The sequence below is a fragment of the Pseudomonas sp. CCNWLW23 genome, assembly GCF_037095675.1.
Lineage (GTDB): Bacteria > Pseudomonadota > Gammaproteobacteria > Pseudomonadales > Pseudomonadaceae > Aquipseudomonas > Aquipseudomonas atacamensis.
In genome coordinates, this window is sequence record NZ_JBAWKM010000017.1 from 57,358 (window position 1) to 83,634 (window position 26,277).

The following is a 26,277-nucleotide window of genomic DNA, read 5'->3' on the forward strand; positions in this document are numbered from 1 at the left end:
CTTATAAAGGCGTGGTGGAGACACCCGCCGCAGCGTAGTTTTCAAAACTGTTCATCTGCTTGGCAATTTGCGAAATCTTCGTCGCGTAGTTCGGGTCGGTGGCGTAACCGGCCTTCTGCAACTCGCGTACAAACTGTTCTGGGTTATCGGCCGACTTCAGCACTTCTTGATAGCGATTGTTGCTCTGCAGCAACGTCACCAGATCGTGGAAGCTGTCCTTGTACGAGGCGTAGGAACGGAACTCGGCCGTCTCCTTGACCATCGCGCCATTGCGGAACTCGCTGGTGATCGCGCGGGCCGAATCGCCCTTCCAGTTGCTGCTCGCCTTGATGCCGAACAGGTTGTGGCTGCTGCTGCCATCCTGAGCGCGCATGACCGATTTGCCCCAACCGGTTTCCAGTGCCGCTTGCGCCACCAGGTAACGCGGATCGACGCCGATGCGGTCGGCGGCTTCCTTGGCCATCGGCAGCATGGTGTTGACGAATTCGTCGGCAGAACTGAAGGCCTTCTTCGCCGGTGCCAGCGGAATCTGCGCCATGGCGCGGCCGTAGACCTGCATCTGCCCGCCAGCGGCTTTCTGCTCTTCGGCACGGGCCAGCCAGTCGCCGTTGTACAAAGCGCCGGAGCCTGTGACGGCGGTAGTCGCAGCCCGTTGCGGCAAGGCGTTGGTCGCTGCGGCCGCAGTGCTGGCAGTGGCCACGCTCGGCGCCGACGGCACCAGGCCTGCGAGCAAGCGATCGGCCAGTTTCGGCGGCAATGCCAGACGCCGCTGGTTGATCAGCGCCATGTCGTTGCGATGGGAAATATCGGTCTTGTTCGGCGCATGCACCGAGCGCGATGCCCACAACGGACGCTCGCCGTTGACGCGGGACAGCGGACCGGTGGCGACGGTGCCGGCGGCAATCGGCGTCGGCACGGCGGCGGCCTTGGCCAGCGCTTCCTGCTGCTTGGCGGCGGACGCGGCGGCAGCCTCGCCCGGCGCCATCGGTTTGTTCTTCGACATCTGCCGGATCAGCACATCGGCCAGGCCGATACCACCGCCCTCGCGGGACATGGAAACCGCCAGCTGCTGGTCGTACATTTCCTGATACTGCTTGGCCGCCGGCGTGTTCAGCGGGTTGTCCTGACCAAGCGCTTCGGTGGCCGAGCGCATCGACTTGAGCATTTCGCCGAGGAACAGCGACTCGAATTCCTGCGCAACCTTGCGCATGTTCTCGTCGCTGTTCTTGTCGCCGACCTTCAGCTGGTTCAGACGATTGAGGTCGGAGTAGGAACCCGAATCGCTGCTGCTGACCAGACCGCTTTTGCGCATATCCATGGTGGCCGGCCTCAGATCACGATCAGGTCGGCTTGCAATGCGCCGGCCTGCTTCAAAGCTTCAAGAATCGCCATCAAGTCACCCGGTGCTGCGCCGACCTGGTTTACCGCACGGACGATCTCGTCGAGGGTGGTGCCCGGGCCAAACTTGAACATCGGTTTGGCTTCCTGTTCGGCATTCACCCGCGAGCGCGGTACGACGGCGGTCTGGCCGTTGGACAGCGGGCCTGGCTGGCTGACAATCGGGTCTTCGGTGATGGTCACGGTCAGGCTGCCGTGGGTCACGGCGGCTGGCGACACTTTCACGTTCTGGCCGATGACGATGGTGCCGGTACGCGAGTTGATGATGACTTTTGCCACCGCCTGACCCGGATCGATTTCGAGGTTTTCCAGGATCGACAGGTAGTCGACGCGCTGGCTCGGATCCAGCGGCGCAGTCACGCGCACCGAACCGCCGTCGATGGCTTGGGCGACGCCAGGGCCGAGCATGTCGTTGACCTTGTCGACGATGCGCTTGGCGGTGGTGAAGTCGGAACGGTTGAGGTTCAGCGTCAGGCTGTTGCCCTGGTTGAAACCGCTCGGCACCGCACGTTCCACCGACGCACCGCCAGGGATGCGACCGGCCGACGGAACGTTGACGGTGATCTTCGAACCATCACGGCCTTCAGCGTCGAAACCGCCGACCACGAGGTTGCCCTGAGCGATCGCATAGACGTTGCCGTCGATACCCTTGAGCGGCGTCAGCAGCAAGGTGCCGCCGCGCAGGCTCTTGGAGTTACCGATCGAAGACACGGTGATGTCGACCTGCTGACCAGGTTTGGCAAACGCTGGCAGATCGGCACTCACCGACACCGCCGCGACGTTCTTCAACTGCACGTTGCCCGACCCCGGCGGCACCTTGATGCCGAACTGCGAGAGCATGTTGTTGAAGGTCTGCAGGGTGAACGGGGTCTGCGTCGTCTGGTCACCGGTGCCGTTAAGCCCGACCACCAGGCCGTAACCGATCAACTGGTTGGAGCGCACGCCGGAAATGCTGGCGATGTCTTTCAGCCGCTCGGCGTGGGCGGTGAACGCCGCAGACATCAACAACGCGGCCACCATAAGGCTTTTCAGATTCAACGTAGCCACCTAGAAAGGGAACAGCGGGCTGAGGAAGAAACGGTCGAACCAGCCTGGCTGACTCGTATCGGCAAACGCGCCGGTACCCGAGTAGGTGATGCGCGCATCGGCGACACGGGTCGACGACACGGTGTTGTCGGTCGCGATGTCGTCGGCGCGGACCATGCCGGCGATGCGCACCAGTTCGTCACCGGTGTTGAGCGTCAGCCACTTCTCGCCACGCACGGCGATGATGCCGTTGGGCAGCACGTCGGCCACGGTCACGGTGATCGAACCGGTCAGGCTGTTGCTCTGCCCGGACTTGGCGTCGCCCTTGGTCGAACGGTCGGCGCTGTAGCCAGCGTTCAGGCTCAAGTCGCCACCGCCAATCGGGTTGTTGGTGGTCAGGCTGGAGCCGAACAACGAGGTCAGGCCGATCGAGTTATCGCTGTTCTTGTCCATCTGCGAGTTAGCGTTCTTGCTTGCCTGGGTGCGCTCGTTCAGGGTGATGGTGATGATGTCACCGACCCGGAACGCCTTGCGGTCGCTGTACAGGTTCTGCTCGAAGCCGGCCTGATAGATCGAGCCATTGTTGGCAGCCGCCGGCAACGGTGTGCGCGGCAACACCGGGGCGTAGTAAGGGTCATTGGGCTTGGGCGTCGGGGCGACGCAGCCCGCGAGCGAGACGACCCCACTCAATGCCAGAACAGATACAAAGCGCTTCATGACCCTACCTCACGGTGTTGCTGGCGACCTCAGGCCGCCCCAAAGACTGGATTACAGATTCTGCGTTACGAACGAGAGCATCTGGTCGGCGGTGGAGATCACCTTGGAGTTCATCTCGTAGGCGCGTTGAGTGGTGATCATGTTGACCATCTCTTCAACGGTGCTGACGTTCGAGGTTTCCAGGGTGTTCTGCAGCGTGGTACCGAAACCGTTCAGGCCCGGGGTGCCGATCTGTGGCGCGCCGGAAGCAGCGGTTTCCAGGAACAGGTTGTTGCCCACGGCTTGCAGGCCGGCCGGGTTGATGAAGTCGGCGGTCTGCAGGTTGCCGATCACTTGCGAGGCCGGGTTGCCGGCGATGGTGATCGACACGGTGCCGTCACGGCCGACGGTGAAGGTCTGCGCATCGTTCGGGATGATGATCGCCGGTTCCAGAGCGAAACCGCTGGCATTGACGATCTGGCCATTGGAATCGAGGTGGAAAGTACCGTCACGGGTGTAGGACGTGGTGCCGTCCGGCTGCAGGATCTGGAAGAAACCGCGACCGTCGATGGCCATGTCCAGCGGCTGCTCGGTGGTTTGCAGGCTGCCGGCGGTGAAGTTTTTCTGGGTGCCGACAATGCGCACACCGGTACCCACTTGCAGACCCGACGGCAGTTCGCTGTCCTGGGTCGACTGGGCACCTGGCTGACGCTTGATCTGATAGAGCAAGTCCTGGAACTCGGCACGGTCACGTTTGAAACCCGTGGTCGAGACGTTCGCCAGGTTGTTGGAAATGGTGGTCAGGTTGGTGTCCTGGGCGGACAGACCGGTTTTGGCAACCCATAGAGCCGGAAGCATTCGATTCTCCTCGTGCGCCTGTTTTACGGCGCGACGTTCTGATAATTAGCTGATCTGCAAGACCCGAGCCATGGCCTGGTCGTCGTCTTTGGCGGTGTTCATCATCTTGACGTGCAACTCGAACTGCTTGGCCAGCGCCAGCACCGAAGTCATTTCTTCCACGGCATTGACGTTGCTCGACTCGAGGAAACCCGAGACCAGTTTGACGTTGGCGTCGGCTTGCGCCGGCTGGCCGTCCTTGGTGTAAATCGAACCGTCGAGGCCTTTGTTCATGTTCTTGATGTCCGGATTGACCAGCTTGATCCGGTCGACTTCGGCCATGACGCGCGGACCTTCGCCCATTGCGCGAATGCTGATGGTGCCGTCTTCACCGACTTCGACCTGCTGCTCGGGCGGCACGGCGATCGGGCCGCCATTACCGATCACCGGCATGCCGTTGCCGGCGCGCAATACGCCGAGGGCGTCGATGTTGAGGCTGCCGGTGCGCACGTAGCTTTCACCACCGCTGGGGTTTTGCACGGCGATGAAACCGTTGCCGGATACCGCGACGTCGAGTTCACGACCGGTCTGCACCAGCGAGCCCGGCGTGAAGTCGGTGGCGGGACGTTCGCTCATGGCAAACGCACGCGCCGGAAAGCTGTCACCGAACACCGGCATCGAACGCGCCTGCTCGAGGTCGCGCTGGAAGCCGTTGGTGGAGATGTTCGCCAGGTTGTTGGCATGCGCCCGCTGCGCCAGTGCGTTCTGGCTGGCGCCGGTCATTGCCACATAAAGGTACTTGTCCACTGTGTTTCCTCTGCATGCCGGACGTTTGCCGCCCACCGCTGTACTGCTCAGCCATAAGCAATTTGCAGACCAACTTTTTATTGGCGGGCGAAGGCCCGGTAAACAGGGGGCTTGAGGGGATCGGAGGGGGAATCTCAAATGGGTCGAAGACGAAAAACCGGCGGTGTCATGCCGGTTAGTGGCAATCCTGAGTTCGGCGGGGATGGAGATCCTGTGGCGAGGGGATTTATCCCCGTTCGGCTGCGCAGCAGTCGCCAAGCCTGCAAATGAGGTCGCTGTGAAGGAAAAGCGGGGCGGCTTCGCCGCCCATCGGGGATAAATCCCCTCGCCACAAAGGCTCTATTTAGCTTTCGGAGGTTTTGCCAACCTCATACTCACGCAACTTGTTGGCAATCGTCGTGTGCGAAACCCCCAGCCGCTTGCCCAACTGCCGACTGCTGGGATGCTCGGAATACAAGCGCTCCAGCACCGCTTTCTCGAAACGCCCGACGATCTCGTCCAGACTGCCGTCGAGAGAAAAATCGCCAAGCGGCTGACGCACGCCGTAATCGGGCAGGCGAATATGTTCGGCCTTGACCGTGCCGCCGTCGCACAGGGAAACCGCCTGGAACAGCACGTTTTCCAACTGCCGCACGTTGCCCGGCCAGTGGTAATGGCTGAGGCGATCCATCGCCGCCGGGGCCAGTTTCGGCAGCGGACAGCCGATCTGCCGACTGGCCTGATCGAGGAAATGTTCGACCAGCGGCGTCAAACCGTCGAGGCATTCGCGCAGCGGCGGAATGTGCAGCGACAACACGTTCAAGCGGTGATAGAGATCCTGACGAAACTCGCCGCGCGCGCACAATTCGGACAAGTCCACCTGGGTCGCGCAGATCACCCGCACATCGAGATAGACCTCTTCATCACTGCCGACGCGACGGAAGCAACCGTCCTGAAGAAAGCGCAGCAATTTGACCTGCAAGCGCGGGCTCATCTCGCCGACGCCATCGAGAAACAGCGTGCCGCCAGCGGTCAACTCCAGCAGGCCAAGCTTGCCCTCAGCGCGAGCGCCTTCGAAAGCGCCGGGGCCGTAGCCGAACAGTTCGGTCTCGGCCATCGACTCCGGCAACCCGGCGCAGTTGAGCGCCATAAACGGTGACTGTCCACGCGGGCTGGCGAGATGGCAGGCGCGCGCGAGCAGTTCCTTGCCGGTGCCGGTTTCGCCTTCTATTAATAGCGGTGCATCCAGCGGCGCCATGCGTCGCGCTTCGCGGACCACAGCGGCCATGACTTTCGAGCTCTGGAAAATACTGTCGAAACCGCGCAGCTCTTGCTTGCGCACATTGTAGATACGCTCGCCGACGCGGTCGGCGCGGTGCAGCGTCAGTACGGCGCCGGCCATGGCCTCGCTGTCATCGTGCTCCGATTGCAGCGGCGCGATGTCGGCGAGAAAGATGTCGCCCTTGACCTTGACGCGCATGCCGTTGATCCGCGATTTGTTGGCGCGCACCAGTTCGGGCAGGTCGAAATCCTCGGCGTAGCGCGACAGCGGAATCCCCGGCACCTCATCGACGCGCACGCCGAGCAACTGCGCTGCCGCGCGGTTGGCCGCAACGATCGAGCCGCCCATGTCGATCGACAACACCGGAAACTCCAGCGCGCCGAGCAGTGCGTTCAATTCCATGTGCCGGCGTTCACTGGGCATCAGCCCGACGCGCTTGACCCCAAACACCCCGCCGATCGCCTCGAACTTGGGGCGCAACGCCTGGAACTGGATGTTGATCAGGTTCGGGCAGTGCAGATAGATCGCATTGCCATGCTCACCGCCAACTTCACCGCGGGCAACGTTGATCCCGTACGCCACCAGCAGATTGAGAATGTCGCGCAGGATGCCGATGCGGTTCTGGCAGTGGACTTTGATGCGCATAGAAAAAGGCCCGACAGGTTTGAGAGGTAAACACATTTCTCTGTGGGAGCGAGCCTGCTCGCGAAGGCGCCAGCACATCCAGTATCGATGTGTCATACAGACCGCTTTCGCGAGCAGGCTCGCTCCCACAGGGTTTGGTGGCGCGCCCGAGGCAGAGTTTCTGTCGAGGCACGCAGATAGTTGTCAAGATTATGTGACAGCCCCTGCCCTTTTCAAACCCGCCAATCACCGTAAATGCGCATTACCCGACACAGCGTAACGATAACTTTACGAAACAAGCAGAATTTTCCTACGCATTCACCGCTCAACATGCTGCGCAGGTTCGCGCTCTGGGGTATTCCTTTAGCCATCGCTGGACATAACAAAAACGAATTTCCTAGCAGGAGAGCAGCATGAAGCAGACGCAATACGTGGCTCGCGAGCCCGATGCGCAAGGTTTTATCGACTACCCCGCCGAAGAACATGCGGTGTGGAACACGCTGATCACTCGCCAGTTGAAGGTGATTGAAGGTCGCGCGTGCCAGGAATACCTGGACGGTATCGAAAAACTCGGTCTGCCCCACGACCGCATCCCGCAACTGGCCGAGATCAACAAAGTCCTCGGCGAGACCACCGGCTGGCAAGTTGCCCGGGTGCCGGCGCTGATTCCTTTCCAGACCTTCTTCGAGTTGCTTGCCAGCAAGCAATTCCCCGTCGCCACCTTCATACGTACCCGCGAAGAACTCGACTATCTGCAAGAGCCGGACATTTTTCACGAGATCTTCGGCCACTGCCCGTTGCTGACCAACCCGTACTTCGCTGAATTCACCCACACCTACGGCAAGCTTGGCCTGCAAGCGACCAAGGAAGAACGCGTGTATCTGGCGCGGCTGTACTGGATGACCATCGAATTCGGTCTGGTCGACACCCCGCAGGGCAAGCGCATCTACGGTGGCGGAATTCTGTCCTCGCCGAAAGAAACCGTTTACTGCCTGTCGGACGAGCCCGAGCATCAGCTCTTCGATCCGCTGGAAGCCATGCGCACGCCGTATCGCATCGACATCCTGCAACCGCTGTACTTCGTCCTGCCCAATCTCAAGCGCCTGTTCGATGTGGCCCATGAAGACATCATGGCCATGGTTCGCCAAGGCATGCAGCTGGGCTTGCACGCGCCGAAATTTCCGCCGAAACCCAAAGCCGCCTGAACCGCGACTTTTGCTGACAATTGCGTCTGTCCGTCGCCGCCACTTTGCTTTAGCGTGACGGCATTGGCGGCACACGCGCTTTAATAAAAAACATACTCGTTTTCAGGAATACACCATGTCGACTTTGAACCAAGCCCACTGCGAAGCCTGCCGCGCCGATGCGCCACAAGTCAGCGACGAAGAACTGCCGATCCTGATCAAGCAGATCCCTGACTGGAACATCGAAGTACGCGACGGCATCATGCAGCTGGAAAAAGTTTTCCTGTTCAAGAACTTCAAGCACGCGCTGGCGTTCACCAACGCCGTCGGCGAAATCTCCGAGGCCGAAGGTCACCACCCGGGCCTGCTGACCGAGTGGGGCAAAGTCACCGTGACCTGGTGGAGCCATTCGATCAAAGGCCTGCACCGCAACGACTTCATCATGGCTGCGCGCACTGACGAAGTGGCCAAGACCGCAGAAGGACGCAAGTAATGCACTTCGACGCCATCGGCCGGATCCCCGGCGACCCGATTCTCGGTTTGATGGAGGCCTATGCGCAGGATGCCAATCCGCGCAAGTTCGACCTTGGCGTTGGCGTCTACAAGGATGCCCAGGGCCTGACGCCAATCCCCGAGGCGGTGAAAATCGCCGAGGCGCGACTGGTCGAAAGCCAGGACACCAAGACCTACATCGGTGGCCACGGCAATCCGCTGTTCGGCAAGGTCATCAACGAACTGGTGCTCGGTAGCGACTCGGCATTGATCGCCGAACAACGCGCCGGCGCCACCCAGACCCCGGGCGGTACCGGTGCCCTGCGTCTGGCGGCGGACTTCATTGCGCAATGCCTGCCGGGCAAAGGCGTGTGGTTGAGCAACCCGACCTGGCCGATCCACGAAACCATTTTCGCCGCCGCCAAGGTCAAGGTCAGCCACTACCCGTACGTCGGCAATGACAACCGCCTCGACGTCGAAGCGATGCTCGCCGTGCTCAGGGAAGTGCCGAAGGGCGACGTGGTGCTGCTGCATGCGTGCTGCCACAACCCGACCGGTTTCGACCTGAGCCATGACGACTGGAAGCGCGTGCTTGAAGTGGTGCGCAGCCGCGATTTGCTGCCGCTGATCGACTTTGCTTATCAGGGTTTTGGCGATGGTCTGGAGCAGGACGCGTGGTCGACCCGGTTGTTCGCGGCGCAAGTGCCGGAGCTGCTGATCACCAGTTCCTGCTCGAAGAACTTCGGCCTGTATCGAGACCGTACCGGTGCGCTGATCGTCTGCGCGACCAGCGCCGACAAGCTCACCGACATCCGCAGCCAACTGGCCAACATCGCCCGCAATCTGTGGTCGACGCCGCCGGATCACGGCGCGGCAGTGGTCGCGACCATCCTTGCCGATCCAGAGCTGAAAGCGCGCTGGGCCGATGAAGTGGAAGCGATGCGCTTGCGTATCGCGCAGTTGCGCAGCGGTCTGGTCGAAGCGCTGGAACCCCACGGTTTGCGCGAGCGTTTTGCCCACATCGGCGTGCAACGCGGGATGTTCTCCTACACCGGCCTGTCGCCGGAACAGGTGAAAACCCTGCGCGAGCGGCACAGCGTGTACATGGTCAGCTCGGGCCGGGCCAACGTCGCCGGCATTGACGCCACCCGCCTCGCATCGCTTGCGGACGCCATCGCCGACGCCTGCAAATAATCCCCCCGCCCGACTGATCGTTCCCACGCTCTGCGTGGGAATGCAGCCCGGGACGCTCCGCGTCCCAACAGCGGACGCAGAGCGTCCATTGAGGCATTCCCACGCAGAGCGTGGGAACGATCAGCAAACCCAGCTCTTGCCTCCCTGCGGCCATCTGTCGCATTAATTTGAATTAAAAGTCTGATTGTCATTTTTCCTGCTGTATCCTGCGCAGGCTTTGTAAAGCGCGGAGCACCTGATCTATCAACAGACTTAGCGAGGAGCGCACCCATGCACGAGATTCCCAATCTCCCCTTCCCAAGCCTGCACGTACCTGAGCAGACGACCCCGCAACACGCCGGTGCTGAAAAGCCCGAGCCGCAAGAAGCCGCTGACAGCCGCAAAGCCGACAGCGAAGAGTAAGACCCGCCGTACAGACCGTGTGGAAAGCGCTAACATGCGCTTTCCACACTGCCTGAAACCCGAGCCCGCCATGACCGACGAATTCTCCGAAAGCCAAGCTGCCGTGCTGATCGGCGCCACCGAGAAAATGATCGAGATCTGGAATCGCCTCTCGCCCGAGAAGCAAGCTGCCCTGCTCGAACGTTTCGGCAGCGAAGAAAACGCCCTCGCCGCCCTCGTCACCACGCAACTGGTCGCCCCGGCGAAATCCTGAAAGCGCCGCCCGGCAAATAGTTTTACTTTTCCCCGCCCCTGAACGGTTCACGCCGGTATCATGAGCAGCCTATCTAATCTGCTGCTCCCGTGGATCGTTACCCATGTCGTCTATATCCGAGCCCCAGCGTCCGCTGGCGGTTACGCTGCAAGTAGTCTCCATCGTCCTCTTCACCTTCATCGGTTATCTGAACATCGGCATCCCGCTGGCCGTGCTGCCGGGCTACGTCCACAGTGACCTCGGTTTCGGCGCGGTGATCGCCGGGCTGGTGATCAGCGTGCAATACCTTGCCACCCTGCTCAGCCGCCCGTACGCGGGCAAGATTATCGACAACCAGGGCAGCAAACGCGCGGTGATGATCGGCCTCGCTGGCTGTGGCTTGAGCGGTGTGTTCATGCTGATTTCCGCGTGGACGCCGAACCTGCCACTGCTGAGCCTGATCAGCCTGTTGATCGGCCGCCTGGTGTTGGGCAGCGCCGAGAGTCTGGTCGGTTCCGGCTCAATTGGCTGGGGCATCGGCAGGGTTGGCGCGGCGAATACGGCGAAAGTGATTTCCTGGAACGGCATCGCCAGTTACGGCGCCCTGGCGATCGGTGCGCCGTTCGGTGTCTGGCTGGTGAGCCGGCTGGGGCTGTGGAGCATGGGCGTGAGCATCATCCTTCTCGCTCTGCTCGGTCTGGCGCTGGCTTGGCCAAAAACCGCTGCGCCGATTGTTGCCGGCGAACGTCTGCCGTTCATGCATGTGCTGGGCAAAGTTTTCCCCCACGGCTGCGGACTGGCGCTGGGCTCGATCGGTTTTGGCACCATCGCCACGTTCATTACCCTGTATTACGCGACCCAGCACTGGGACAACGCGGTGCTGTGCCTGAGCCTGTTCGGCGCCAGCTTCATCGGCGCGCGGCTGCTGTTCGGCAATCTGATCAACAGCCTCGGCGGCTTCCGCGTGGCGATTGCCTGTCTGTCGGTGGAAACGTTGGGACTGTTGCTGTTGTGGATTGCTCCGGATGCGCATTGGGCACTGGCCGGTGCGGCGCTGAGCGGTTTCGGCTTCTCGCTGGTGTTCCCGGCGCTGGGCGTGGAAGCAGTGAATCTGGTGCCGGCCTCCAGCCGTGGCGCGGCGGTCGGTGCCTATTCGCTGTTCATTGATTTGTCGCTGGGGATCACCGGGCCGCTGGCCGGGGCGATTGCGGCGGGGTTCGGTTTTGCTTCGATCTTTCTGTTCGCAGCCTTCGCGGCGTTGAGCGGCCTTGGCTTGAGTGTCTATCTGTACAAGCACACGGCGAAGTATCGCGAGGTTTAGAAGTCCACCTTGCCGCGCCCGGCCTTGATGCTGCCGCGCTTGGTTTTCGACTCCAGCCGACGCTTCTTCGAACCGAGGGTCGGCTTGGTCGGGCGGCGTTTCTTTTCCACTTTGGTGGCGCTGAGAATCAGCTCGACCAGCCGCTCCAGCGCATCGGCGCGGTTGGCTTCCTGGGTTCGGTATTGCTGCGCCTTGATAATCAGCACGCCGTCGCTGGTGATACGACTGTCTCGCAGCGCCAGCAGGCGTTCCTTGTAGAACTCCGGCAACGACGAGTTGGGAATGTCGAAGCGCAAGTGCATGGCGCTGGAGACCTTGTTGACGTTCTGCCCTCCGGCGCCTTGCGCGCGGATGGCGGTCAATTCGATCTCGGCATCCGGCAGATGCACATTGTTGGAAATCACCAGCATGGAAAAGCGTCCGTAATCAGAGGGTGCAGGATAACCTGATTCACTCAACCTCTGTGGGAGCGAGCCTGCTCGCGAAGGCGGTGTGTCAGTCGATGCAGATGTTTCTGATGGACCGCTTTCGCGAGCAGGCTCGCTCCCACAGGGTTCGGTGTGATGCCAGATTTTTCCATTTCAAAACAACAAACCCGGCACTCTGGCCGGGTTTGTCGTTTCTGCCTGCGAGGTTATTTCGCTGTTGCAGCCACCACCGGCTGCACACTGCGCTTGTTCTTGATCAGATAGCAGACCCACATGAACACCACCCACACCGGAATCGCATACACCGAGATCTGAATCCCCGGGATCAGCAGCATCACGCCGAGGATGAACACCACGAACGCCAGGCAGACGAAGTTGCCGTACGGATACCACAGCGCCTTGAACAGCGGCGTCTGTTTGGTCTGGTCCATGTGCTGGCGGAACTTGAAGTGCGAGTAGCTGATCATCGCCCAGTTGATCACCAGCGTCGCAACCACCAGCGACATCAGCAGTTCCAGCGCATGCTGCGGGATCAGATAGTTGAGCAACACGGCAACCAGCGTCACTGCTGCCGACGCCAGAATCGAACGCACCGGCACGCCGCGCTTGTCGATCTTCGCCAGGCCTTTCGGCGCATCGCCCTGCTCGGCCATGCCCAGCAGCATGCGGCTGTTGCAGTAGGTGCCGCTGTTGTATACCGACAGCGCGGCGGTCAGCACGACGAAGTTGAGGATGTGCGCGGCGGTGTTGCTGCCGAGCATCGAGAACACTTGTACGAACGGGCTGCCGCTGTAGGAATCGCCCGACGCATTGAGAGTTTCCAGCAGGCTGTCCCAAGGAGTCAGCGACAGCAGGATCACCAGTGCACCGATGTAGAAAATCAGGATGCGGTAGATCACCTGGTTGATCGCTTTCGGGATCACGGTTTTTGGCTTGTCGGCTTCAGCGGCGGTGAAACCGAGCATTTCCAGACCGCCGAAGGAGAACATGATGATCGCCATGGCCATCACCAGACCGCTCACCCCGTTGGGAAAGAAACCGCCGTGGGACCACAGGTTGCTCACCGACGCCTGCGGGCCGCCGTGGCCGCTGACCAGCAGGTAGCTGCCCAAGGCGATCATGCCAACGATGGCCACAACCTTGATGATCGCAAACCAGAATTCAGCTTCACCGAAGACTTTGACGTTGGCCAGGTTGATCGCGTTGATCAGCACGAAGAATGCAGCAGCGGAGACCCAGGTCGGGATGTCCGGCGCCCAGTAATGGATGTACTTGCCAACCGCTGTCAGCTCGGACATGCCCACCAGAATGTACAGAATCCAGCAGTTCCAGCCAGACAGGAACCCGGCGAAACCGCCCCAGTATTTGTGCGCGAAATGACTGAAGGAACCGGCCACCGGCTCTTCGACGATCATTTCGCCGAGCTGGCGCATGATCATGAAGGCGATGAAGCCGCAGATGGCGTAGCCGAGGATCATCGACGGCCCGGCGGATTTCAGTACCCCGGCAGAACCGAGGAACAATCCGGTACCGATCGCGCCACCGAGGGCGATCAGTTGAATATGGCGATTTTTCAGGCCGCGTTTAAGCTCGCCTGATTGCGAGGGTTGTCCACTCATGAAAAAGGTCTCACGCAAGGTTTGATGATGTTCAGTAGACGTTGCTGCAAGGTTGCGATTTCAGGCAGCCCCGATCAAACCCCAGCGCAGGCACCAGGAGTTCAGCTCATTTACAACGGTCATGCGTCACCTGTTTGTTTTTATCTGTGACGAAATCGAACCCGGCACGCTTGTGGCGCGGCGGAGTGAACAAGGCGGATAGCCTCGAGATTTTTGCGATTACGCAGAGGGTCACAGTTAAAACGCGGCGCATTGTACACCGCTAACCCCCTGCTGCCAGACCCGCCTGATCAGCGTGTCGGTTGCCGGGATTGCATGTGTCCGCCTCGACAGTCTCGAGCGGCTGCAAAATGTGAGTCAGGCCTTTGCAGGCCATCGACGGGGACGAGGAGAAAACCGTCCCACGGGGAGAAGTGGAAATCAGTCGCGGCGTACATTGCGCCTCCTTCTTGTTATTCGCCTGCACGACAGGCATGGGGCGCATAACACCCTGCCTGAAGGCTGGAAACAAGCGCGCCAGAGCCCTGCGTGGCGCACGCTCCGTCGGCTTACGGAAGCTTTTCCTTACAACGGATGGCGAGACGTGAAATCACCGGGTTGGCGGGCCAATATCGTCAGGTTTTCTTTACAATGCGTAACGAATATTTTCCGAATCAGAAATCTCTGCAGGACGTCTGCATATTGACGGTCGCTAGCTTGCTATCAATTTCACCAACCTAGTTTTTTGTTTTCAAATAAGAAAATCCATCCTGAAAAACAGAACAAAAAGTCTATTTAAAAATTAAATGGATAAATTTTTGCATTCACAAAAACGCTCAACTAGGTTCTTCACGTCTCACCGGCCACCTCGACCGGTCAGTCATAAACCGTGAAAATTCTCTAGGAGATCGACCATGCAAGCACTGGAAAAAGACCTGGATACCGAACTGCAACTGGACGAATGGTTTGAAGCGCCAACCCATGAGGCCGCTGTGGAGATGATGCAAGCCGACGCGGTGGTTCCGTTCGGCACGGCGATGTGGCCTCTGTAAGACATCCCGGGCAGGCACGGTCCGGCCGGTCGTGCCTGCCGCTTCATTTCCCGGTCAGTCAGGGAGGATTCATGGACAAGCCCCGCGCCATCTCGCATTTCCTTTACTACCTCGAACATCACCCAGCCCTCGCCGGCCTCGACTCGGCGAAGGTCATGCTCGGCCATACTGCCGACTACGAAGCCCTGACCGGCGCCATTGCCGAACAGGCCGGTGAACATCCGCGCTTCCAGTTCAGCGCCCGGCGCCTGGACCTGGAAAGTACCGCAACGCTGTCCGAGGCAATTGCCGACAGCGATCTGTACATTTTCTTCTACGACTCTTCCACCCTGCCCAACCCGCGCCCCGACGGCCCGGAATTCGTTCGTGCGCTGCAAGCGGTCATGGCGGAAAACTGGAAGAAGTCGCTGCTGTTCAAGGACTACGGCGACTATTTCTACGACACCTTCAGCATCACCCCGCAACGCATCGCCGGGCTCAACAGTCACTTGATCCAGCGCATGTCCCAGGCGACCACGCTGAGTTTCAAGGATGACCACGGCTCATGGTTCGAAACGCCGATGAGCAGCATCAAGAAGTGGACCGACATCAATGGCGTCGGCAACTTCGACCTCGCCCCCGGCGAAATTGCCACCCACAGCGAAGCCATCAATGGCCATGTGAAATTCAAGGGCACCTTCCTCAGCACCATCCCCTTCGCGCGCAAGTACGGCGTGCTGGAATCGCCGCTGGAATTGTGGATCGAGAACTCGACCATCAGCCGCATCGCCACCGACGTGCCGGGGCTGGAACATGATTTCAACAAGTACCTGGATGCCAACCCGTCGAACCGGCGAATTGAGGAGTTGGGGATTGGCACAAACGAAGGCGTCAAGGATCTGTATGCGCGCAATGCCGGGTTCGAGGAGCGGCATTGTGGGCTGCATCTCGGACTGGGCGGTGGCGCCAAGGGCAGTCATCACCTGGACCTGATCTTTTCTGGCGGGGTGTTGGCGCTGGATGACAAACCAGTCTTCGACGGACGATTCGTGTTTTAAGCGACTGGCCCCTTCGCGAGCAGGCTCGCTCCCACAGGGGATTTATGTAAGCCGCAGATGATCGTTCCCACGCTCCGCGTGGGAATGCAGCCCGGGACGCTCCGCGTCCCTTCCAAAGCCGAACGCGGAGCGTCCGTTGAGGCATTCCCACGCAGAGCGTGGGAACGATCGGTGTCAGCACAGACTTTCGCCCAGACAAAAAAAACGCCAACCCTGAGGTTGGCGTTTTTGCTTCAGCTTGTAGCTTGTAGCTTGTAGCTTGTAGCTTGCAGCTAGTAACTCACAGCTGCCTTATTCCGGCTTCTTGCGTCCAAAACCCGGACGCTGCCCGGAACCGGCCGGTGCGCCGCGACGCTTGCCCGAGGGCTTGTCGCCGTCGACCAGTTTGATCCCCGGACGCTTCGGCGCCGGTTTGGCCGGGCGCTTGTTGCTGGTGTCGGCTGGACGATCCGCCACTGGCGTACCGCGACCGGCCGGTGCACGACTTTCGCCACGCTCAGTACGGCCATTGGCCGGACGCGGTGCGCGCTCGCCGTCACGGGCAACCGGCTTGCGACCTGGACGCTCGCCTTCGATCTGCGGCTCACGGCTCGGGCGCGGTGCGGTTGGTGCGCCAGCGGCTGGACGCAGGGTACGCACGCGCTCGGTCTTGGCCATCGGCCGCGACGATTTGCGCTGCATGCGTTCGAGCTTGTCCTTGCTCTTGGCGTTCAGCTGCGGCATTGCCACCGGGGTCAGGCCGACTTCGGCGCTGAGCACGTCGACTTCGTACTGGCTCATTTCGCGCCAGCGGCCCATCGGCAGGTCGGAGTTGAGGAACACCGGACCGAAACGCACACGCTTCAGACGGCTGACCACCAGACCCTGCGATTCCCACAGACGACGCACTTCACGGTTGCGCCCTTCCATGACCACGCAGTGGTACCAGTGGTTGAAGCCTTCACCGCCCGGCGCCTGTTGAATGTCGGTGAAACGCGCCGGACCGTCTTCCAGCACCACGCCGGCCTTGAGGCGTTCGATCATCTCGTCATCGACTTCACCGCGTACACGCACGGCGTACTCGCGGTCCATCTCGTAGGACGGGTGCATCAGGCGGTTGGCCAGCTCACCGTCAGTGGTGAACATCAGCAGACCGGTGGTGTTGATGTCGAGACGGCCGATGTTGATCCAGCGGCCTTCTTTCGGACGCGGCAGCTTGTCGAACACGGTCGGACGGCCTTCCGGGTCGTCACGGGTGCATATTTCGCCGTCAGGCTTGTTGTACATGATCACGCGGCGCACCGATTCGGCGGCCTCTTCGCGCTTGATCACCTTGCCATCGATGGTAATGGCGTCGTGCATGTCGACGCGCAGGCCGAGGGTGGCGTCTTTGCCATTGACCTTGATCCGGCCCTGGCTGATCCAGGATTCCACGTCACGGCGCGAGCCGACGCCGATACGGGCGAGGACCTTCTGCAGCTTTTCGCCTGCTGGGCCGATTTCCTGGTCGTCTTTCTGATTGATGTCACTCATCTGGGCACCTCCCGGTGTGGTCTGTTCAGGCGGCGCCTGAAGTATTGAAAACTGGGTCCAGGCCGAAGGGATCGGCGAAGGGTCGCGAATCATACGCGGATGTGCGCCATCGCGCATCAGAGACTAGCTGATCGATTGCCGGTTATTTCTTTTTCCGCCGACCGGCACCACCGAGTTTGATCAGACGCAGCGCGGCTTCGGCCAGCACGGTACGCTTGTCGTCCTTGTCGAGTTTCTTCCAGGCCTTGATCTCGCGCTTGCTGCGACCGCAACCCAGGCAGATGTCTTCGGAGAATTTGCAAAGGCTGATGCAGGGGTCTTTGGTTGAGCTCATCGCAATCTCCAGAACGACATTTCACCCTGTGGGAGCGAGCCTGCTCGCGAAGGCGCAGTGTCATTCAGTATTGATGTATCTGACACACCGCCTTCGCGAGCAGGCTCGCTCCCACAAGGGTCTTCACTGGTTTCTCAATAGGCGTCAGTCTTCGAACTCGCGCCGTTCGGCTTCGATTGCCTCGGCCAGTGCGCGGGCTTCGGCTTCTTCTTCGCTGAGTTCCGGTTCCGGCTGTTCGAGGGCGGCGACAGCGGCCAGGAGCTTCTCGCGGGCTTCGGCGACACCGAGAATGTCTTCTTCCGGTTCGGCGTCAGGCGCCGCTTCAAGTTCAACTTCAGCTTCAACAACCGGCTCGATGATCTCAGGCTCGGGCACCGGCGCTTCTCCATCCGCCGCATCGCGCAGCAAGTCGTCGAAGTCGGTCTTGATCCCCTCTTCCATGCTGTCCAGCTCCAGCAACAGGGAATGGAAACTGGTTTCTTCCTTTTCCTCCTCCGGCTCGGCGCTGGCGTCGGCCAGTTCCTGCAGACTCTGCGGCACCGGCACGTCGTCGAAGTCGAGCACCGGTTCGGCTTCCATCTCGCGCAGTTCGGCCAGCGGCGGCAGGTCTTCGAGGTTTTTCAGGTTGAAGTGGTCGAGAAACGCCTTGGTCGTGGCGAACATCGCCGGTTTGCCCGGCACGTCGCGATAACCGACGACGCGGATCCACTCACGCTCGAGCAAGGTCTTGACGATGTTGCTGTTGACCGCCACGCCACGCACGTCTTCGATTTCGCCCCGGGTGATCGGCTGGCGATAGGCGATCAACGCGATGGTTTCCAGCAAGGCGCGGGAATAGCGCTGCGGGCGCTCTTCCCAGAGACGGCCGACCCACGGCGAGAACTTCTCGCGGATCTGCAAGCGATAGCCCGACGAGACTTCCTTGAGCTCGAAGGCACGGCCCTCGCAGGATTTGCCGAGCAGGGTCAGGGCTTTCTTGAAGACCGCCGGCTCCGGCCGCTCGCCTTCTTCAAACAGTTCATACAGGCGCTCAAGGGATTGCGGCTTTCCCGAGGCCAACAGAAAGGCTTCAAGCAGGGACGCCAGCTCGCGGGGTTCAGTCAGGTTCATACAGGGACTCGTTATTCGGCTCGGGCTCGCACGTGGATCGCGGCGAACGGCTCATTCTGCACCAGCTCGACCAAGGATTCCTTGACCAGTTCAAGGATCGCCATAAAAGTCACCACCACACCCAGGCGACCTTCTTCAGCGGTGAACAACTCGACAAACGGCACAAAACCGCCGCCCTTGAGCCGTTCCAGCACATCGCTCATGCGCTCGCGGGTGGACAGCGCTTCACGGCTGACCTGGTGGCTTTCGAACATGTCGCCACGGCGCAGCACCTCGGCCATGCACATCAGAATCTCTTCCAGCGCGACGTCGGGCAACAGCTTGCGCGCCCGCGCTTCCGGGGCGTCGAGCTTGGGCACGATCACATCGCGACCGACCCGGCTCAGACCATCAATACCTTCGGCAGCGGCCTTGAAGCGCTCGTATTCCTGCAAGCGGCGGATCAGTTCGGCGCGCGGGTCGTCTTCTTCATCTTCGACGGTTTCGGCGCGCGGCAGAAGCATGCGCGATTTGATCTCGGCGAGCATCGCCGCCATCACCAGATATTCGGCGGCCAGCTCCAGACGCACCGACTGCATCAACTCGACGTAGCCCATGTACTGGCGGGTGATTTCCGCCACCGGGATGTCGAGGATATTGATGTTCTGTTTGCGGATCAGATACAGCAGCAGGTCGAGCGGGCCTTCGAAGGCTTCAAGAAAGACTTCCAGCGCATCGGGCGGGATGTACAGGTCCAGCGGCATTTCCATGACCGCCTGACCATAGACCATTGCGAACGGCAGTTCCTGCTGGGCGCCGGCCTGGGGATCGACCACGGTTTCCACTGCGGACATTCAGGCCTCGACCATGAACGGCGTCGGATCGCCGCAACCAACGCGGACCACTTCCGGGTCGTCGCCGGTCAGGTCAATCACCGTTGAGGCCTTGATGCCGCCAAAACCGCCGTCGATGATCAGATCGACCTGATGCTCAAGCAACTGGCGCATTTCGTAGGGATCGCTGAGCGGGTCTTCATCGCCGGGCATGATCAGCGTCACGCTCATCAGCGGCTCGCCGAGTTCGGCCAGCAGCGCCAGCGCGATCGGATGGCTTGGCACGCGCAGGCCGATGGTGCGTTTTTTCGGATGCAGCAACAGGCGCGGCACTTCGCGGGTGGCGTTGAGAATAAAGGTGTAAGGGCCGGGTAGATGCGCCTTGAGAATGCGGAAGGTGCCGGTGTCGATCTTGGCGTAATTGCCCAGTTGCGACAGGTCGCTGCAGATCAGCGCGAAGTTGTGCTTTTCATCGAGCTGACGCAGACGTCGCACACGCTCGATGGCGGTCTTGTCGCCAATCTGGCAACCAATGGCGTAGGACGAGTCCGTGGGATAAATCACCACCCCGCCCTTGCGGATGATCTCGACCGCCTGTTTGATCAGGCGCGCTTGCGGGTTTTCCGGATGTATCTGGAAAAATTGACTCACATTCTCTACCTGTTCAGACGGCGGCAATATCTGTGTCATGTTTGAACCGACACCACAGGGGTGGAAGGTCCTCGGGAACCGGCCGGTACTGGCCGATCTCGGACCAGCCGCCAGGGCCATGGAAGTCACTGCCGGCGCTGACCAGCAGACCGAACTCACGGGCAAGGATCGCCAGGCTGCCCACCTGTTCTGCGGGCTGATGGCCATTGACCACCTCGATAGCATGCCCGCCTGCTTGAATATAGTCGGCAATCAGCTTTCGGCGCTTGCTACGGGTGAAATCGTAGTGCCATGGATGCGCCAGGCTGACCCAGGCACCGGCGGCGCGCAGGGTGGCGACGGTGTCTTCCAGGGTCGGCCAGTGCAGCTTGACGTCGCCGAGCTTGCCGGCGCCGAGCCATTTGCGAAACGCCTCGGCGCGATCCTTTACATAACCTTCACGCACCATCCAGTCGGCGAAATGCGGCCGGGCCGGCGCGTTGCCGCTGTCGCCCAGTTCCTGCTGGATCTGCCGGGCGCCGTCGAGGGCACCGGGCATCCCCTTGAGGGCGAGCTTGCGGCTTATTTCTTCCGACCGCAGCCAGCGGCCATCGTGCAATTTGGCGATCGCTTCAACCAACGGCGCGGCGTTGACGTCGAAACCGTAGCCCAATACGTGAATGGTCGCCCCGCCCCAGGTGCAGGACAATTCGACGCCGTTGACCAGTTGCATGCCTAACTCGGTGGCGGCAGTACGCGCCTCGGCGAGCCCCTCCAGAGTGTCGTGGTCGGTCAACGCCAGGACTCGCACGCCGTTTTCGAACGCTCGCGCAACCAGAACCGCAGGCGCCAGGGCGCCATCGGAGGCCGTGCTGTGGCAGTGCAAATCAACATTCACGGGGAGTTGTAACCTCAAATCAGCTGGCGCTATCGCGCGCCCATATGTTTGTTATTATGCCGCCACATCCAGCTTCTGGCTCTTACTGTGAAACAATTCATCGATTTCATCCCGCTTCTGCTGTTCTTCATCGTTTACAAACTTGATCCACGGGTCGTCGACATTGCCGGCCAGCAAGTGACCGTAGGCGGTATCTACAGCGCCACGGCGATGCTGATCATCAGCTCGCTGGTGGTGTACGGCGCGCTGTTCATCAAGCAGCGCAAGCTGGAAAAGAGCCAATGGCTGACGCTGATCGCCTGCCTGGTATTCGGCAGCCTGACGCTGGCCTTCCACAGCGAAACCTTCCTGAAATGGAAAGCGCCGGTGGTCAACTGGCTGTTCGCTGCGGCGTTCATCGGTAGCCACTTCATCGGCGATCGCCTGCTGATCAAGCGCATCATGGGCCACGCGCTGACCTTGCCAGACCCGGTCTGGACCCGCCTGAACATCGCCTGGATCGCGTTCTTCCTGTTCTGCGGCGCAGCCAACCTGTTCGTCGCCTTCACCTTCCAGAGCATCTGGGTCGACTTCAAGGTGTTCGGCAGCCTGGGCATGACCGTGCTGTTCCTGGTCGCACAGGGCGTTTACCTGTCGCGCCATCTGCATGACACCGATACCACAACGCCAAAAACCGAGGACTGACATGCTCTACGCCATCATTGCCACCGACGTTGCCAACTCGCTGGAAGCTCGCCTGTCCGCGCGCCCGGCGCATCTGGAACGCCTGCAAGCGCTCAAGGGCGAAGGCCGCATCGTGCTGGCCGGCCCGCACCCGGCCGTCGACAGCAATGATCCGGGCGCAGCGGGTTTCACCGGCAGCCTGATCGTCGCCGAGTTCGACTCCCTGAGCGCCGCACAGGCCTGGGCCGATGCCGATCCGTACATTGCCGCCGGCGTTTACGCCAATGTGATCGTCAAACCGTTCAAGCAAGTCCTGCCTTAATCCCGCTATTGAAATGCCGAAGGGATTCATGTGGCGAGGGGATTCATCCCCGCTGGGTGGCGAAGCCGCCCCAAACCCCATCCAACGCGGTGTGTCTGACACACCGCATGCTCCCATTTCAGGACTGCTACGCAGCCCAACGGGGCGGTGCGACGTTTCGCTAAACCCCTCGCCACAGAATATTCATCAGCCACAAATTATTTGTCAGCCACCAACATCACCTCCTGCGCACTGAACCTTCTTGCTTCTCACCCATCTCAATCGCTCATTATTCTCGTTTGCCTGCCGACAACCTGCCCAATATCCATTTGGAAACAGGTGTCGCGATGCGCAAGGGTCCGTTGTGTCTGATGTTGCTCACGTTGTCGATCATGGCCCCCGCCCATGGTGAGGAAACCACCGAAAGCGGCAGCTCCACACCATTGTCATTGAGCGCCGGCAGCCAGATCACCGAGCTGCAACAGCGGCTCAAGGCCAGTGAGCAGCAGCGCGAAGAACTGAACAAACAACTGCAAAATGCCGACAACACTCGCGAAAGCGCCCAGCTCGCCCGGCTGCGCCAGGAGAACCAGCGTCTGAAGCTGCAACTCAAGGAAGCCCAGGCCAGCCCGCTGCCGCGTTTGCTGACCGATCAACAGCAGTGGTTCGTCACTGGCGCCGGGGTAGCGCTATTGGCGCTGCTCTGCGGTATCTTTGCCAGTGGTGCAAGCCGAAAACGTCGGCAATGGCTAAATTGAGTGAGTCATGAGCGAGCTGTTACTGATTGATGATGACCAGGAGTTATGCGAACTCCTGAGTAGCTGGTTGAGCCAGGAAGGCTTCCAGGTGCGCGCCTGCCACGACGGCCAGAGCGCCCGCAAGGCGTTGGCCGAAACCGCCCCGGCGGCGGTGGTGCTGGACGTGATGCTGCCCGACGGCAGCGGTCTGGAACTGCTCAAGCAATTGCGCAACGACCACGCCGACCTGCCGGTGCTGATGCTGTCAGCGCGTGGCGAACCGCTGGACCGCATCCTCGGCCTCGAACTGGGCGCCGACGATTACCTGGCCAAACCCTGCGACCCCCGCGAACTGACCGCGCGCCTGCGCGCCGTGTTGCGCCGCAGCCATCCGGCCGCCGTATCGACGCAGCTCGAGCTGGGTGATCTGAGTTTCAGCCCAGTGCGCGGCGTGGTCAGCATCGACGAAAAAGAACTGACCCTGACCGTCTCCGAAAGCCGCCTGCTCGAAGCCCTGCTCAAACAGCCGGGCGAGCCGCTGGACAAACAGGAACTGGCGCAACTGGCCCTCGGCCGCAAGCTGACCCTGTACGACCGCAGCCTCGACATGCACGTCAGCAACCTGCGCAAAAAAATCGGCCCCCACCCCGACGGCCGCCCACGCATCGTTGCGCTGCGTAGCCGTGGTTACTACTACAGTTTATAAGACCTGCGCCGTGTAGAAGTGAGCCTGCTCGCGATGGCGGTGTGTCAGTCAACACACTCTTGTGCCATCGCGAGCAGCCTCACTCCAGAGGGGATCTGATCTTTTCCACGCTCTGTATGGGAATGCAGCCATCGGTGGCTTTGCAGCGGTTAATCGGGCATCGAACGAATAATGTCGGCCAAATCGTCCTTGGTTATCTCGTTGGCCTTAATGGCAGCGGCAATGTCTTTTTTGGAAAGTGGGAAACGCTTGAAAATTTCTTGCAAAGTATTCGCATCAACATTTGCCAGCCAGAGCGGATCAATGAAAGAACCGCCGTACTCAGGCTTCATCGGTACTTCTTCGTGGGCAATCGTACCCTTATGGTTGAGATACAGCACATAACGATCATGCCCTTCAGGAAAGCTCTTATCGTGATATAGCGTAGTACCCTGCGGCAGCACGTAGTAATTCTCGTTGCCGTTTGGACCCTCGATCAGCAACGGTTCCTTAGTTTTGATCATCTTCATATCGTGCCCCTGCGAACCATGATCAAAAATCAGGAATGCCAAAAAAATCGCATTGACCGATAAAGCTGCCATCAGCCATGGGCCGAGTTGCCTGGTAAACGTTTTATTAGTCATAGGGAAGCTCGGTATTCGCTTTGTTAAGGCACGCAGCCGTTGTTCTTTCGCTGAGCGACAATGTCGTCTAAATGAGTGATCACAGCCTCGGCCCGTGCATTATCCAAAAGATCGCAGCCTTCAGCATCACCTGCACTGGATATGTGTAAGGCCGGGCACGAAGCGTCTTTACCGAAGCTTTACGCTGCGCTGACCGCCGCTGACCTTGATCTGCGTAATCTGCACTCATCCGGAACGTACCGGGAACGAGACAAGGAGATACACCATGCGCAAGACTCTTATCGCTCTGATGTTCGCTGCCGCTCTGCCAACCGTGGCCATGGCCATGCCGCAGGATGGCGGTCCGCTGGGTGGTCCGCTGGATGGCCCGCGCCACGGCGGTCAGATGCACGGCGGCATGCACGGCAAAGGCCCGTACAGCCAGCTCGACCTGACCCGCGAACAGCGCGAGCAGATTCGCAAGATCATGGGCGAGCAGATGCACGAGCGTAAGCAGGTGGTCGACAAGTACCTGGAGAAACTCTCGCCGGCCGACCAGAAAGCCATGAAGGACGAGATAGCGGCCAACCACAAGAAAGCCGAGTCCGATGTCCGTGCACTGCTTAAGCCCGAGCAACAGAAGCAGTTCGACGAGATCCAGAAGAAACGCGCCGAACGCCGCGCCGAATGGGCCGAGTTCAAGGCCTGGAAAGCGCAGCAGGCACAAAAGGCGCAATAATGGCTTAACCCTGGGCCCGACGACTTACCTCGTCGGGCCTGTTCCATTCAAATCGAATGTGGGAGCGAGCCTGCTCGCGAAGGCGGTGTATCAACCAGCGATGGTTTGACTGACACTACGTCTTCGCGAGCAGGCTCGCTCCCACATTTGAACGGTGTGATTTTCGAGGATTTTCTGTGCGTTCACTGTTCTGGCGGATTCTTGCGAGCTTCTGGCTGGCCATCGCTCTGGTAGCCGGGCTGTCGATTCTGCTCGGGCACATGCTCAATCAGGACGCGTGGATTCTCAGCCGCCATCCCGGCCTCAACACGCTGGCGGCAGAATGGACGCAGACTTACGAAACCCAAGGCGAAGAAGCCGCGCAGGACATCCTCGAACAACGCAAACGCCAGTATCACATCGACGTTCAGGTGCTCAACGAAACCGGCGATCCGGTGGTGCGTGGCACTTTCCCGCGCCGCGCCGCAGCATTCGAAGCGCGCCAGAACAACGATGACCGCCGCTTGCCGTGGCGGCGTCTGACCGACGAAATCACCAGCGAAAAAACCGGTGATACCTACCTGTTCATCTACCGCATCCCGCACCCCGAACTCGACGCCTGGCACCGCGAAAGCCTGCTCTGGCCGCTGAGTGCGCTGGGCATCGCGCTGGTGGTGTTGACGCTATTCAGTTTGCTCGTGACTTTCTCCATCACCCGCCCACTGAGTCGCTTGCGCGGCGCGGTGCATGATCTGGGGCAGACCACATATCAGCAGAACAGTCTGGCGAAACTGGCCAACCGCCGTGACGAATTCGGCGTGCTGGCCACCGATTTCAACCGCATGGGCGCGCGCCTGCAAAGCCTGATCGGCAGTCAGCGCCAGTTGCTGCGCGATGTCTCCCATGAACTGCGCTCACCACTGGCGCGCCTGCGCATCGCGCTGGCTTTGGCCGAGCGTGCCAACCCTGAAGAGCGCGAAAAACTGTGGCCACGCCTGACCCGCGAATGCGACCGGCTGGAGGCGTTGATCAGTGAAATTCTGGTGCTGGCGCGAGTCGATGCCGACAACGCCAGCGCTGAAGAAGTGGACCTGAATGCGTTGCTCGCCACGCTGCAAAAGGATGCGCAGCTCAGCTCCCCCGAGCAGCCCGTGCGCCTGCAAGCCGAGCCGCAGTTGAATCTCAAAGGCTGGCCAACGATGATCGAGCGCGCCGTGGACAATCTGCTACGCAACGCCCAGCGCTTCAACCCGAGCGATCAGCCGATCGACTTGCAGGCAGCGCGGCAGGGTGAGCGGATTGTCATCAGCGTGCGCGACCACGGGCCGGGGGTGCAGACCGAACATCTGAGTCAGTTGGGCGAGCCGTTCTACCGGGCGCCGGGGCAGACCGCTGCCGGGCATGGCCTTGGGCTGGCGATTGCCAAACGCGCGGCGGAACGGCATGGCGGCACGCTGACGCTGGCCAATCATCCGCAGGGCGGCTTTGTGGCGAGTCTGGAATTGCCGTTGGTACCGGGAGTCGTGGTCCAGCCCTGAAAAAGCCCCTCACCCCAACCCTCTCCCGGAGGGAGAGGGGGCCGACCGAGTTGTCTGCCGTTGTGCATCGACCTTATGGATTCGCAGAAACTAGACGTCCGGTATCCCGACGCTGGATTCAGCGAAG

General features: G+C 60.6%; 29 protein-coding genes. 14 read left to right on the top strand and 15 right to left on the bottom strand.

All coding sequences use genetic code 11. The features are described from left to right. Position 1: 1 nt before the first annotated feature. The 6 genes from flgJ to V8J63_RS20315 form a co-directional block, all read right to left on the bottom strand. Complete coding sequence (flgJ, locus tag V8J63_RS20290; RefSeq protein ID WP_336464551.1) at positions 2–1,318, bottom strand: flagellar assembly peptidoglycan hydrolase FlgJ; 1,317 nt, start codon at positions 1,316–1,318, stop codon at positions 2–4. Positions 1,319–1,329: 11 nt separating this feature from the next. After that, the gene (locus V8J63_RS20295) at positions 1,330–2,418 is read right to left on the bottom strand and encodes a flagellar basal body P-ring protein FlgI (protein ID WP_024012083.1); all 1,089 of its coding nucleotides are present in this window, start codon (positions 2,416–2,418) and stop codon (positions 1,330–1,332) included. 27 nt (positions 2,419–2,445) lie between these two features. Next, positions 2,446–3,141 (bottom strand): flagellar basal body L-ring protein FlgH, encoded by a 696-nt coding sequence (gene flgH, locus V8J63_RS20300; RefSeq protein WP_016771110.1) that lies wholly within the window; start codon positions 3,139–3,141, stop codon positions 2,446–2,448. 51 nt (positions 3,142–3,192) lie between these two features. After that, positions 3,193–3,978: a flagellar basal-body rod protein FlgG gene (flgG, locus tag V8J63_RS20305; protein ID WP_016771111.1), complete on the bottom strand. Its 786-nt coding sequence runs from the start codon at positions 3,976–3,978 to the stop codon at positions 3,193–3,195. A 45-nt stretch (positions 3,979–4,023) separates the two neighbouring features. Next, the gene (locus tag V8J63_RS20310) at positions 4,024–4,764 is read right to left on the bottom strand and encodes a flagellar basal body rod protein FlgF (RefSeq protein ID WP_016771112.1); all 741 of its coding nucleotides are present in this window, start codon (positions 4,762–4,764) and stop codon (positions 4,024–4,026) included. Between the two features lie 343 nt (positions 4,765–5,107). Then, positions 5,108–6,670 carry a sigma-54-dependent transcriptional regulator gene (locus V8J63_RS20315; RefSeq protein WP_336464552.1) on the bottom strand — a complete coding sequence of 521 codons (1,563 nt, stop codon included), beginning with the start codon at positions 6,668–6,670 and terminating at the stop codon, positions 5,108–5,110. Positions 6,671–7,062: 392 nt separating this feature from the next. Here V8J63_RS20315 and phhA point away from each other — a divergent pair, with 392 nt between their 5' ends. The 6 genes from phhA to V8J63_RS20345 all read left to right on the top strand — a co-directional run bounded on the left by phhA (position 7,063) and on the right by V8J63_RS20345 (position 11,474). Next, positions 7,063–7,854 carry a phenylalanine 4-monooxygenase gene (phhA, locus tag V8J63_RS20320; protein ID WP_016771114.1) on the top strand — a complete coding sequence of 264 codons (792 nt, stop codon included), beginning with the start codon at positions 7,063–7,065 and terminating at the stop codon, positions 7,852–7,854. A 115-nt stretch (positions 7,855–7,969) separates the two neighbouring features. After that, positions 7,970–8,326: a 4a-hydroxytetrahydrobiopterin dehydratase gene (locus V8J63_RS20325; protein WP_016771115.1), complete on the top strand. Its 357-nt coding sequence runs from the start codon at positions 7,970–7,972 to the stop codon at positions 8,324–8,326. After that, the gene (locus tag V8J63_RS20330) at positions 8,326–9,519 is read left to right on the top strand and encodes an amino acid aminotransferase (RefSeq protein WP_336464553.1); all 1,194 of its coding nucleotides are present in this window, start codon (positions 8,326–8,328) and stop codon (positions 9,517–9,519) included. The genes V8J63_RS20325 and V8J63_RS20330 overlap by 1 nt, the downstream gene beginning before the upstream one ends. Positions 9,520–9,789: 270 nt before the next feature. Beyond that, positions 9,790–9,921, top strand: coding sequence for a hypothetical protein (locus V8J63_RS20335; protein WP_016771117.1), 132 nt, complete (start codon positions 9,790–9,792; stop codon positions 9,919–9,921). 70 nt (positions 9,922–9,991) lie between these two features. Then, positions 9,992–10,174, top strand: a complete 183-nt coding sequence (locus tag V8J63_RS20340) for a hypothetical protein (RefSeq protein ID WP_039761215.1) — start codon at positions 9,992–9,994, stop codon at positions 10,172–10,174. A gap of 112 nt (positions 10,175–10,286) precedes the next feature. Further along, positions 10,287–11,474, top strand: a complete 1,188-nt coding sequence (locus V8J63_RS20345; protein ID WP_336464566.1) for an MFS transporter — start codon at positions 10,287–10,289, stop codon at positions 11,472–11,474. Here V8J63_RS20345 and arfB read toward each other — a convergent pair. Next, positions 11,471–11,884, bottom strand: coding sequence for an alternative ribosome rescue aminoacyl-tRNA hydrolase ArfB (gene arfB / locus V8J63_RS20350; RefSeq protein WP_016771119.1), 414 nt, complete (start codon positions 11,882–11,884; stop codon positions 11,471–11,473). The two genes, V8J63_RS20345 and arfB, sit on opposite strands and share 4 nt — an antisense overlap. A 224-nt stretch (positions 11,885–12,108) precedes the next feature. Further along, positions 12,109–13,521, bottom strand: coding sequence for an amino acid permease (locus V8J63_RS20355; protein ID WP_336464554.1), 1,413 nt, complete (start codon positions 13,519–13,521; stop codon positions 12,109–12,111). An 893-nt stretch (positions 13,522–14,414) separates the two neighbouring features. Between V8J63_RS20355 and V8J63_RS20360 the strand changes: the two genes are divergently transcribed. Then, entirely contained in the window at positions 14,415–14,552 is a 138-nt protein-coding gene (locus tag V8J63_RS20360; RefSeq protein ID WP_003222780.1) for a hypothetical protein, read from the top strand. 71 nt (positions 14,553–14,623) lie between these two features. Then, entirely contained in the window at positions 14,624–15,589 is a 966-nt protein-coding gene (locus V8J63_RS20365; RefSeq protein WP_130887181.1) for a leucyl aminopeptidase, read from the top strand. Positions 15,590–15,880: 291 nt separating this feature from the next. Here the strand turns inward: V8J63_RS20365 and rluB are convergent, their stop codons facing one another. From rluB to V8J63_RS20395, 6 genes are all read right to left on the bottom strand, one after another. After that, entirely contained in the window at positions 15,881–17,101 is a 1,221-nt protein-coding gene (gene rluB, locus V8J63_RS20370; RefSeq protein WP_110645046.1) for a 23S rRNA pseudouridine(2605) synthase RluB, read from the bottom strand. Positions 17,102–17,243: 142 nt separating this feature from the next. Continuing rightward, a complete protein-coding gene (locus V8J63_RS20375) occupies positions 17,244–17,435 on the bottom strand; it encodes a DUF1289 domain-containing protein (protein WP_073472829.1) in 192 nt (63 codons plus the stop codon). Positions 17,436–17,579: 144 nt separating this feature from the next. Continuing rightward, positions 17,580–18,545 carry an SMC-Scp complex subunit ScpB gene (gene scpB / locus V8J63_RS20380; protein ID WP_110602024.1) on the bottom strand — a complete coding sequence of 322 codons (966 nt, stop codon included), beginning with the start codon at positions 18,543–18,545 and terminating at the stop codon, positions 17,580–17,582. 11 nt (positions 18,546–18,556) lie between these two features. Then, positions 18,557–19,255 (bottom strand): segregation and condensation protein A, encoded by a 699-nt coding sequence (locus tag V8J63_RS20385; protein ID WP_172828192.1) that lies wholly within the window; start codon positions 19,253–19,255, stop codon positions 18,557–18,559. A gap of 123 nt (positions 19,256–19,378) precedes the next feature. Further along, positions 19,379–20,008, bottom strand: a complete 630-nt coding sequence (locus V8J63_RS20390; RefSeq protein WP_016771124.1) for an L-threonylcarbamoyladenylate synthase — start codon at positions 20,006–20,008, stop codon at positions 19,379–19,381. A gap of 13 nt (positions 20,009–20,021) precedes the next feature. After that, on the bottom strand, positions 20,022–20,885 hold the full coding sequence (locus tag V8J63_RS20395; protein ID WP_016771125.1) for a PHP domain-containing protein: 864 nt from the start codon (positions 20,883–20,885) through the stop codon (positions 20,022–20,024). Positions 20,886–20,972: 87 nt separating this feature from the next. Here V8J63_RS20395 and V8J63_RS20400 point away from each other — a divergent pair, with 87 nt between their 5' ends. The 4 genes from V8J63_RS20400 (at position 20,973) to V8J63_RS20415 (ending at position 23,292) form a co-directional block, all read left to right on the top strand. Further along, the gene (locus V8J63_RS20400) at positions 20,973–21,569 is read left to right on the top strand and encodes a septation protein A (protein WP_024012071.1); all 597 of its coding nucleotides are present in this window, start codon (positions 20,973–20,975) and stop codon (positions 21,567–21,569) included. A 1-nt stretch (position 21,570) separates the two neighbouring features. Then, positions 21,571–21,870, top strand: coding sequence for a YciI family protein (locus V8J63_RS20405; RefSeq protein WP_016771127.1), 300 nt, complete (start codon positions 21,571–21,573; stop codon positions 21,868–21,870). Positions 21,871–22,196: 326 nt separating this feature from the next. After that, the gene (locus V8J63_RS20410) at positions 22,197–22,607 is read left to right on the top strand and encodes a translation initiation factor 2 (protein ID WP_016771128.1); all 411 of its coding nucleotides are present in this window, start codon (positions 22,197–22,199) and stop codon (positions 22,605–22,607) included. A gap of 7 nt (positions 22,608–22,614) precedes the next feature. Then, a complete protein-coding gene (locus V8J63_RS20415; protein WP_016771129.1) occupies positions 22,615–23,292 on the top strand; it encodes a response regulator transcription factor in 678 nt (225 codons plus the stop codon). A gap of 149 nt (positions 23,293–23,441) precedes the next feature. Here the strand turns inward: V8J63_RS20415 and V8J63_RS20420 are convergent, their stop codons facing one another. After that, a complete protein-coding gene (locus V8J63_RS20420) occupies positions 23,442–23,915 on the bottom strand; it encodes a hypothetical protein (protein ID WP_207808742.1) in 474 nt (157 codons plus the stop codon). Positions 23,916–24,180: 265 nt separating this feature from the next. On the opposite strand from V8J63_RS20420, the gene V8J63_RS20425 reads away from it, so the two are divergent. Both V8J63_RS20425 and V8J63_RS20430 read left to right on the top strand, forming a co-directional pair. Beyond that, the gene (locus V8J63_RS20425) at positions 24,181–24,633 is read left to right on the top strand and encodes a Spy/CpxP family protein refolding chaperone (RefSeq protein WP_042607494.1); all 453 of its coding nucleotides are present in this window, start codon (positions 24,181–24,183) and stop codon (positions 24,631–24,633) included. Between the two features lie 176 nt (positions 24,634–24,809). Further along, complete coding sequence (locus V8J63_RS20430; protein ID WP_130926721.1) at positions 24,810–26,150, top strand: sensor histidine kinase; 1,341 nt, start codon at positions 24,810–24,812, stop codon at positions 26,148–26,150. The last annotated feature ends 127 nt before the right edge of the window (positions 26,151–26,277 follow it).

Coding starts and splice junctions, on each gene's coding strand:
- V8J63_RS20425 (WP_042607494.1), top strand. CDS start 24,181: ATGCGCAAGACTCTTATCGCTCTGATGTTCGCTGCCGCTCTGCCAACC.
- V8J63_RS20365 (WP_130887181.1), top strand. CDS start 14,624: ATGGACAAGCCCCGCGCCATCTCGCATTTCCTTTACTACCTCGAACAT.
- flgJ (WP_336464551.1), bottom strand. CDS start 1,318: ATGGATATGCGCAAAAGCGGTCTGGTCAGCAGCAGCGATTCGGGTTCC.
- flgH (WP_016771110.1), bottom strand. CDS start 3,141: ATGAAGCGCTTTGTATCTGTTCTGGCATTGAGTGGGGTCGTCTCGCTC.
- phhA (WP_016771114.1), top strand. CDS start 7,063: ATGAAGCAGACGCAATACGTGGCTCGCGAGCCCGATGCGCAAGGTTTT.
- V8J63_RS20335 (WP_016771117.1), top strand. CDS start 9,790: ATGCACGAGATTCCCAATCTCCCCTTCCCAAGCCTGCACGTACCTGAG.
- rluB (WP_110645046.1), bottom strand. CDS start 17,101: ATGAGTGACATCAATCAGAAAGACGACCAGGAAATCGGCCCAGCAGGC.
- V8J63_RS20355 (WP_336464554.1), bottom strand. CDS start 13,521: ATGAGTGGACAACCCTCGCAATCAGGCGAGCTTAAACGCGGCCTGAAA.
- arfB (WP_016771119.1), bottom strand. CDS start 11,884: ATGCTGGTGATTTCCAACAATGTGCATCTGCCGGATGCCGAGATCGAA.
- V8J63_RS20315 (WP_336464552.1), bottom strand. CDS start 6,670: ATGCGCATCAAAGTCCACTGCCAGAACCGCATCGGCATCCTGCGCGAC.
- flgG (WP_016771111.1), bottom strand. CDS start 3,978: ATGCTTCCGGCTCTATGGGTTGCCAAAACCGGTCTGTCCGCCCAGGAC.
- V8J63_RS20410 (WP_016771128.1), top strand. CDS start 22,197: ATGCGCAAGGGTCCGTTGTGTCTGATGTTGCTCACGTTGTCGATCATG.
- V8J63_RS20405 (WP_016771127.1), top strand. CDS start 21,571: ATGCTCTACGCCATCATTGCCACCGACGTTGCCAACTCGCTGGAAGCT.
- V8J63_RS20375 (WP_073472829.1), bottom strand. CDS start 17,435: ATGAGCTCAACCAAAGACCCCTGCATCAGCCTTTGCAAATTCTCCGAA.
- V8J63_RS20420 (WP_207808742.1), bottom strand. CDS start 23,915: ATGACTAATAAAACGTTTACCAGGCAACTCGGCCCATGGCTGATGGCA.
- V8J63_RS20340 (WP_039761215.1), top strand. CDS start 9,992: ATGACCGACGAATTCTCCGAAAGCCAAGCTGCCGTGCTGATCGGCGCC.
- V8J63_RS20360 (WP_003222780.1), top strand. CDS start 14,415: ATGCAAGCACTGGAAAAAGACCTGGATACCGAACTGCAACTGGACGAA.
- V8J63_RS20325 (WP_016771115.1), top strand. CDS start 7,970: ATGTCGACTTTGAACCAAGCCCACTGCGAAGCCTGCCGCGCCGATGCG.
- scpB (WP_110602024.1), bottom strand. CDS start 18,545: ATGAACCTGACTGAACCCCGCGAGCTGGCGTCCCTGCTTGAAGCCTTT.
- V8J63_RS20295 (WP_024012083.1), bottom strand. CDS start 2,418: ATGGTGGCCGCGTTGTTGATGTCTGCGGCGTTCACCGCCCACGCCGAG.
- V8J63_RS20330 (WP_336464553.1), top strand. CDS start 8,326: ATGCACTTCGACGCCATCGGCCGGATCCCCGGCGACCCGATTCTCGGT.
- V8J63_RS20415 (WP_016771129.1), top strand. CDS start 22,615: ATGAGCGAGCTGTTACTGATTGATGATGACCAGGAGTTATGCGAACTC.